Origin of the sequence: Pseudomonas sp. GM80, assembly GCF_000282515.1 — a bacterium.
Lineage (GTDB): Bacteria > Pseudomonadota > Gammaproteobacteria > Pseudomonadales > Pseudomonadaceae > Aquipseudomonas.
On the sequence record NZ_AKJD01000041.1, the window covers coordinates 77,135 to 84,273 of the forward strand.

The 7,139-nt window shown below is 59.7% G+C and carries 7 protein-coding genes; 4 read left to right on the plus strand and 3 right to left on the minus strand.

Features of this window, described 5'->3' with window-relative positions:
- Positions 1-197 precede the first annotated feature (197 nt).
- The 3 genes from PMI37_RS04605 to PMI37_RS04615 all read left to right on the plus strand — a co-directional run bounded on the left by PMI37_RS04605 (position 198) and on the right by PMI37_RS04615 (position 3,029).
- Positions 198-1,511 carry a C4-dicarboxylate transporter DctA gene (locus tag PMI37_RS04605; RefSeq protein ID WP_008078580.1) on the plus strand — a complete coding sequence of 438 codons (1,314 nt, stop codon included), beginning with the start codon at positions 198-200 and terminating at the stop codon, positions 1,509-1,511.
- An 83-nt stretch (positions 1,512-1,594) separates the two neighbouring features.
- A complete protein-coding gene (locus tag PMI37_RS04610; RefSeq protein ID WP_008078581.1) occupies positions 1,595-2,299 on the plus strand; it encodes a FadR/GntR family transcriptional regulator in 705 nt (234 codons plus the stop codon).
- 19 nt (positions 2,300-2,318) lie between these two features.
- The gene (locus tag PMI37_RS04615; RefSeq protein WP_008078583.1) at positions 2,319-3,029 is read left to right on the plus strand and encodes a GntR family transcriptional regulator; all 711 of its coding nucleotides are present in this window, start codon (positions 2,319-2,321) and stop codon (positions 3,027-3,029) included.
- 123 nt (positions 3,030-3,152) lie between these two features.
- Here PMI37_RS04615 and yjiA read toward each other — a convergent pair whose 3' ends face one another.
- From yjiA to PMI37_RS04630, 3 genes are all read right to left on the minus strand, one after another.
- Complete coding sequence (gene yjiA / locus PMI37_RS04620; RefSeq protein ID WP_008078586.1) at positions 3,153-4,124, minus strand: GTPase; 972 nt, start codon at positions 4,122-4,124, stop codon at positions 3,153-3,155.
- Positions 4,125-4,248: 124 nt separating this feature from the next.
- On the minus strand, positions 4,249-4,446 hold the full coding sequence (locus tag PMI37_RS04625) for a YbdD/YjiX family protein (RefSeq protein ID WP_003228401.1): 198 nt from the start codon (positions 4,444-4,446) through the stop codon (positions 4,249-4,251).
- A 15-nt stretch (positions 4,447-4,461) separates the two neighbouring features.
- Positions 4,462-6,528 (minus strand): carbon starvation CstA family protein, encoded by a 2,067-nt coding sequence (locus tag PMI37_RS04630; protein ID WP_008078589.1) that lies wholly within the window; start codon positions 6,526-6,528, stop codon positions 4,462-4,464.
- A gap of 159 nt (positions 6,529-6,687) precedes the next feature.
- Between PMI37_RS04630 and PMI37_RS04635 the strand changes: the two genes are divergently transcribed.
- Positions 6,688-7,056, plus strand: a complete 369-nt coding sequence (locus tag PMI37_RS04635) for a PilZ domain-containing protein (RefSeq protein ID WP_008078590.1) — start codon at positions 6,688-6,690, stop codon at positions 7,054-7,056.
- Positions 7,057-7,139: the final 83 nt, after the last annotated feature.

Here is a 7,139-nt window from a genome sequence, read left to right on the forward strand (position 1 = left end):
CCTTCGGCAGCTCCTACATTTGGTTGGTGCCACTGGTCAGACCGGTCATGCCAATTTTGTTGTTTTCACTTGTCATCCCGAAAAAACCGAGCGTAGACTGCGCCTGCACTGGACATACCGGTAAGACCACAATAATTAAGTCCTGAATCTGATGCGCCACGCGCACGGCAGCCAGGACACCGACCAGGATTCCTCCCATGCTCAGATGGTGCTCGCGTTCAATCTTCCTTCAAGTGGTTCTCGGACTGGTGCTCGGCATCGTCTGCGGGCTGACCCTTCCTGAATATTCGGCCCAGCTCAAACCGCTCGGCGACGGTTTCATCAAACTGATCAAGATGCTCATCGGCCTCATCGTGTTCTGCGTGGTGGTCAGCGGTATCAGCGGCGCTGGCGATCTGAAGAAGGTCGGGCGCATCGGCCTCAAATCAGTGATCTACTTTGAAGTGCTGACCACCATCGCCCTGGTGATCGGCCTGGTCTTCGCCTTCAGCACCGGCATCGGCAGCGGCGCGAATATTCATCTGGAGCAACTGTCTGCGGCCGACATGGGCGACATCGCCCAGCGTGGCCAGCACATGCACACCACCACGCAATTCTTGATGGATCTGATCCCGACCTCGGTGCTCGGCGCGTTCGCCGACAACAACATCCTGCAAGTGCTGCTGTTCTCAGTGCTGTTCGGCAGCGCGTTGAATCTGGTCGGCGAAGCGGCCTCCGGGATCTCCCGACTGATCAATGAACTGAGCCATGTGATCTTCCGCATCATGGGCATGATCGTGCGTCTGGCGCCGATCGGCGTATTCGGTGCCATCGCCTTCACCACCAGCAAATATGGCCTCGACTCACTGCAACACCTGGGCAGTCTGGTCGGTTTGTTCTACCTGACCTGCATGGCCTTCGTCAGCGTGATTCTCGGTCTGGTGATGCGCGCCTCCGGCCTGCGTATGTGGCCGCTGCTCAAGTACCTGCGTGAAGAACTGCTGATCGTCATGGGCACGGCGTCGTCCGACGCTGTGTTGCCACAAATCATGCGCAAACTCGAACACCTCGGCATCGGCAGCTCGACCGTCGGCCTGGTGATCCCTACCGGTTATTCGTTCAACCTCGATGGTTTTTCGATCTACCTGACCCTGGCCATTGTCTTCATCGCCAACGCCACCGGCACACCGCTGGCGATGACCGATTTACTGACGATTCTGCTGGTGTCACTGATCACCTCCAAAGGTGCCCACGGTATTCCCGGCTCGGCACTGGTGATCCTCGCGGCGACGCTGACCGCCATTCCGGCGATCCCGGTAGTGGGTCTGGTATTGGTGCTGGCCGTGGACTGGTTCATGGGCATCGGTCGGGCACTGACCAACCTCATCGGCAACTGCGTCGCCACCGTCGCCATCGCCCGTTGGGAAAAAGACATCGACGTACAACGCGCTAACAAAGTACTCAGCGGTCAGCAGGGCTACACCTTTCAGCCGCGTAAACCAGCAACTCCCGCGCACCAGCAGGAGTTCTGATTTCAACCCCGTAGGAGCTGCCGCAGGCTGCGATCTTTTGATCTTGCTTGCGGCGCACCCAATGGGCTCACGGAGCAAGACCAGTGATCACCACATCAACCGTCGTCAACTCAGTCGTAGAAAAACTCCGCGCCGCCCTCGCCCGTGGCCAATGGCGCTCTGGCGACATGCTGCCGGGCCAGCGCGAACTGGCCGAACAACTGGGCATCAGCCGTCCGAGCCTGCGCGAGGCGGTGATCGTCCTGGAAACCCTTGGCCTGGTGCGTTCGATGCCGGGCAAGGGCGTGGTCGTGCTCGACGCGCAATTGAGCGACAGCCAAAGCCACGACAGCGCAGTCGCCGGGGCCAGTCTCGAAGATGTCCTGCAACTGCGCTACACCCTGGAACCGTTCATCGTCGGTCTGGTGGCGCAGTCGATCAGCAGCAAGGAAGTCGGGCAGTTGCGCCTGACCCTGATGGACATGCGCGAAGCCCTTGAAGCCGGCGACAGCGAAGCCGGGGTCAGCGCCTACATCGCTTTCCATGAAGAGCTGTTCACCCTGACCTCGAACCCGATCTTCCAGAGCGTCGTGCAGCAGACCAGCAACGCCCTCAAGCAAAGCGCCGAAGTGCTGCGCAACTCGCCGGAGCACCTCGCTGAACGGTTAGAGGAAAACGAAGCCGTGGTGCGGGCGATCCGCAGCAAAAACAGCGCCCAGGCCAGCGCCGAAATGCGCCGGCACATTTTGCGCGAAGGTCAGCGGATGGGCATCGAGCTGAATATTCCGGATGACAACCTGAGTCACTGATTCCTATTGGAGACAGGCCATGAACAGTTTCGCTTCAACCTCGCACGCTCAGCCAACTGCCACGCCCCTGCCCTTCTCTCGGCTGCGTGCGCCGGTAGAGGATCTTTATCCGCGACTGTTCGATGCAATTCTCGAACAGCGCATTGATCCGGACAGCCGTTTCACCGAGGACAGTCTGAAGGAGATGTTTAGCGCCAGTCGTGCGGATGTGCGCCGGGTGCTGACGCAGTTGTCGCTTGAACAGGTCATTGTGCTGCGCGCCAATCATCGGCCGCGTGTCGCCGCACCTGATCGGGGGCAGACGCAGCAGGCTCTGCATGCGCGACGGCTGGCCGAAAACACCTTGGTGCGTCTGGCCTGCCAACGTCCGCAGGCCGAAGACTTGAAACGCCTGCGCGGGTTGATCGAGCGCGAGCGTCAGGCTGTCGAGCAGGACCGGCGCGGGACGGCGATTCGCTTGTCGGGGGAGTTTCATCTGCACTTGGCGCAGATGGCGGGGAATGCACCGTTGGCGCATTTTCTCGGCAGTCTGGTGCCGCTGACGTCGCTGGCGATTGCGCGAAGTGAGTGCCAGACGCATAGCTGTTGCGCATGGCAGGAGCATTTGGCGCTGGTTGAGGCGGTGGAGCGAGGCGATGTTTCCAAGGCCGGCATGTTGATGAATCAGCATCTGGATCATCTTGAGCAGACGCTGCTGGAGTCGACCGTCAAGCATTGTGTTGTCGGTTAAATCGCCATCGCGGGCAAGCCCGCTCCCACAGGTTTATTGGTGTCCACACAATCTGTGAACGACAAATAACCCTGTGGGAGCGGGCTTGCCCGCGATGGCGTCAGCCCTGACACCGAAGAACCATCAGGCAGAAGCTACCTTGGCAAACCCCGCCCGAATCTTCTCTTCCGGCAACTCATCGGCAATAAACACGATCACACTTTCCCGCGCCTCTCCCTCGGCCCATTCGGTGTCCCAGTCGAAGCCATAAAGCTTCAACACACCCTGAAACACCAGGCGGCGATCTTCGCCGGCAATGCTCAGCACACCTTTGTAGCGCAGCAATTGTTTGCCGTGCTCTTCCAGCAGCTCGTTCATGAATTCACTGAGCTGATCGATATCCAGCGGCTGATCCGTGCGCAGCACCAGACTGGAAATGCGGTCAATCGACGGCGCCTTGCTCACCGGGCGCAGGCTCAAGCCGCCCCCCAGATCGGCGTTGAGATTGAAGCCACGGACATCGAGCAGTTCAGCCAGATCGATGTTGCCGTGATCAACCACTCGAATCGGCGCGCGGCGGTTGATCCGCGTCAGCCGTTCGCTCAGAGCGGTGAACGTGGCCTCGTCGACCAGATCAGTCTTGCTCACCAGCAAGCGGTCGGCAAAACCGATCTGCGCCTGGGCGATGGTCTGGCTCAGATGCACAGCCGCGTGCGCGGCATCGACCAGGGTGATGATGCCGTCGAGCAGGTAACGCTCGCGCAGTTCTTCGTCGATGAAAAAAGTCTGCGCCACCGGTGCCGGATCGGCCAGACCCGTGCACTCGATGACCAGACGATCAAAGGCGATTTCGCCGCTGTCCAGCCGTTCGAGCAGCAGGTACAGGGCTTTGGTCAGGTCGGTGTGAATGGTGCAGCAGACGCAGCCGTTGGCCAGGGTCATGACTTGCACGGGTTCGTCGCCGAGCAACTGGGTGTCGATGCCGGCGTCGCTGAATTCGTTTTCGATCACGGCGATTTTCAGGCCGTGCTCGGCTTTCAAAATGTGGCGCAGCAAGGTGGTCTTGCCGGCACCGAGGAAACCGCTGAGTACCGTGACCGGGATTGGGGCTGACAAATTAAATCTCCCTCACGCAAAAAAACTGTAGGAGCCTGGCTTGCCAGCGAAGGCGTCTTCAAGATCGCCTTCGCCAGCAAGCTGTGCTCCTACAGTGCTTGTGTTGCCTGAACCCTCATGTGCCTCAACAGCACTTCGGCCCACCCTTGCCACCGTAACGGGCTTCCTGACGTTCGCGGAAGAACATCTCGTAGCTCATCACCGGTTTGTCCGGGTGTTTGGTTTGCATATGCTCGACGTAGGTGTCGTAGTCGGGCATGCCGACCATCAGGCGCGCAGCCTGACCGAGGTATTTACCGAGGCGACTCAGGTCATTGAACATGCTGCAATCCTCTGGTTACGCATCCGGCAGGGCCTGGAATGGCGATTCTTTATCCGTACGCTCTTTTTTGCCCCAGGCGGCGATGCCGACCTTGAGCGCATAGAACAGGATGCTGAAGACCACGAACAGGAACAGCGCGGTGAGCGTTGCGTTGGTGTAGGCGTTGAAGATCACGTGCTGCATCTGCTCGACGCTTTTTGCCGGTGCCAGCACCTGACCGTTGGCCAGCGCATCGCTGTATTTCTTCGCCAGCGACAGGAAGCCGATCGCCGGGTTGGCATCGAACAGTTTGATGAAGCCCGCCGTCGTGGTGCAGATCAACAGCCAGGTGGCTGGCAGCAGGGTGACCCAAATGTAGCGCTGGCGCTTCATTTTGATCAGAACCACAGTGCCAAGCATCAGCGCGATACCCGCCAGCATCTGGTTGGAAATACCGAACAGTGGCCACAAGGTGTTGATGCCGCCCAGTGGATCGACCACGCCCTGGTACAGCAACCAGCCCCACATCGCCACACAACCGGCGGTGGCGATCAGGTTGGCAGTCCACGATTCAGTGCGCTTCAGCGCCGGCACGAAGGAGCCGAGCAGATCCTGCAGCATGAAACGTCCGGCACGAGTGCCCGCATCCACAGCCGTCAGGATGAACAGCGCTTCGAACAGGATCGCGAAGTGGTACCAGAACGCCATGGTGTTTTCACCCGGCAGGACACTGTGCAGGATCTGCGCGATACCGACCGCCAGGGTCGGCGCACCACCGGCACGGGCGAGGATGGTGGTTTCACCAATGTCGTGCGCCACGGCTTGCAGCGCTTCCGGCGTGATCGCAAAGCCCCAGCTGGAGACCACTTGCGCAACCGATGCGACATCACTGCCGACCACGGCAGCCGGGCTGTTCATGGCGAAGTACACGCCAGGCTCGATCACCGACGCGGCGACCATGGCCATGATCGCCACGAACGATTCCATCAGCATGCCGCCGTAACCGATGTAACGGGCGTTGGTTTCGTTATCCAGCAGCTTCGGCGTGGTGCCCGAAGAAATCAGCGCGTGGAAACCGGAAACCGCACCGCAGGCGATGGTGATGAACAGGAACGGGAACAGACCGCCCTTCCACACCGGACCGGTGCCGTCGACGAACTGGGTCAGCGCGGGCATTTTCAGCTCGGGCATGGTCACCAGAATGCCGATCGCCAGCGCGACGATGGTGCCGATTTTGAGGAACGTGGAGAGGTAGTCACGCGGGGCCAGAATCAGCCACACCGGCAGCGATGCCGCGACGAAACCGTAACCGACCAGCATCCAGGTAATCTGCACGCCGGTGAAGGTGAACGCCTTGGCCCATACCGGATCAGCGGCAATCTGCCCACCGAGCCAGATCGAACCGAGCAGCAGCAACACGCCGACCACGGAGATCTCGCCGATGCGGCCCGGGCGGATGTAGCGCATGTAAATGCCCATGAACATCGCGATCGGGATGGTCGCCATCACGGTGAAGATGCCCCACGGGCTCTCGGCCAGCGCCTTGACCACGATCAGCGCCAGCACCGCGAGGATGATGATCATGATCAGGAAGCAGCCAAACAGCGCGATGGTGCCGGGAATACGGCCCATTTCTTCACGCACCATGTCGCCCAGAGAGCGGCCGTTGCGACGGGTCGACATGAACAGCACCATGAAGTCCTGCACCGCACCCGCCAGCACCACGCCGGCAATCAGCCACAGCGTGCCGGGCAGATAACCCATCTGCGCCGCCAACACCGGGCCGACCAATGGCCCCGCACCAGCGATCGCTGCGAAGTGGTGACCGAAAAGAATGTGTTTGTTGGTCGGCACGAAGTCCAGACCGTCGTTGTTGAGCACGGCGGGGGTTGCCCGACGCGGGTCCAGTTGCATCACATTGTTAGCGATGAACAGACTGTAGTAACGGTACGCAACCAGATAAATGGCCACAGCGGCGACCACGATCCACAAGGCGTTGATCGCCTCGCCGCGGCGCAATGCCACTACGCCCAGGGCGCACGCTCCTACGATTGCCAGCACTAGCCAGGGTAAGTGGCGTAGCAGGCTATTATTATTTTTCATTTTATTATTCCAGCCAGGGTGGACAAGAAAGACAGCCACCCCGAGTTTAGCGCTTACGGCGCCAAAGGCCATACCCCGACGTTGGTCTAGACGCTTTAGCGATTGGCTGGCGCCCGCATTCGCGGTCTATAGTCAGCGAACCTTCATGAGGATTGCGCCATGAGCGAGCACCCAGCCAACCGTCGTCGCTTCAAACGTATTGCGTTCGATGCCAGAACCGAGCTGAGTCAGGGCGAGTACATATGGCCGGTCAAGCTGATCGACCTGTCGCTCAAAGGATTGCTGATCGAGCGGCCGGAGCCTTGGTTGGGGGATGCCGAGAAGGATTTCTTCGTCGACATTCATCTGAGCGATGACGTCGATATCGAGATGGATGTGCACTTGGCTCATGAAGAGAATGGCCAGTTGGGGTTTGTCTGCCGGCATATCAGTCTGGAGTCGATCCAGCGCTTGCGGCGGTTGATCGAGCTGAATCTGGCTGACGAAGCCGAACTGGAACGCGAACTGGGCGCCCTGATCGAAATCTGAACGTTGCCCCTGTAGGAGCTGCCGCAGGCTGCGATCTTTTGATCATGAAACCAAAATCAAAAAGATCGGAAGAGCGTCGTGTA

Coding starts and splice junctions, on each gene's coding strand:
- PMI37_RS04630 (WP_008078589.1), bottom strand. CDS start 6,528: ATGAAAAATAATAATAGCCTGCTACGCCACTTACCCTGGCTAGTGCTG.
- PMI37_RS04635 (WP_008078590.1), top strand. CDS start 6,688: ATGAGCGAGCACCCAGCCAACCGTCGTCGCTTCAAACGTATTGCGTTC.
- PMI37_RS04605 (WP_008078580.1), top strand. CDS start 198: ATGCTCAGATGGTGCTCGCGTTCAATCTTCCTTCAAGTGGTTCTCGGA.
- PMI37_RS04615 (WP_008078583.1), top strand. CDS start 2,319: ATGAACAGTTTCGCTTCAACCTCGCACGCTCAGCCAACTGCCACGCCC.
- PMI37_RS04625 (WP_003228401.1), bottom strand. CDS start 4,446: ATGTTCAATGACCTGAGTCGCCTCGGTAAATACCTCGGTCAGGCTGCG.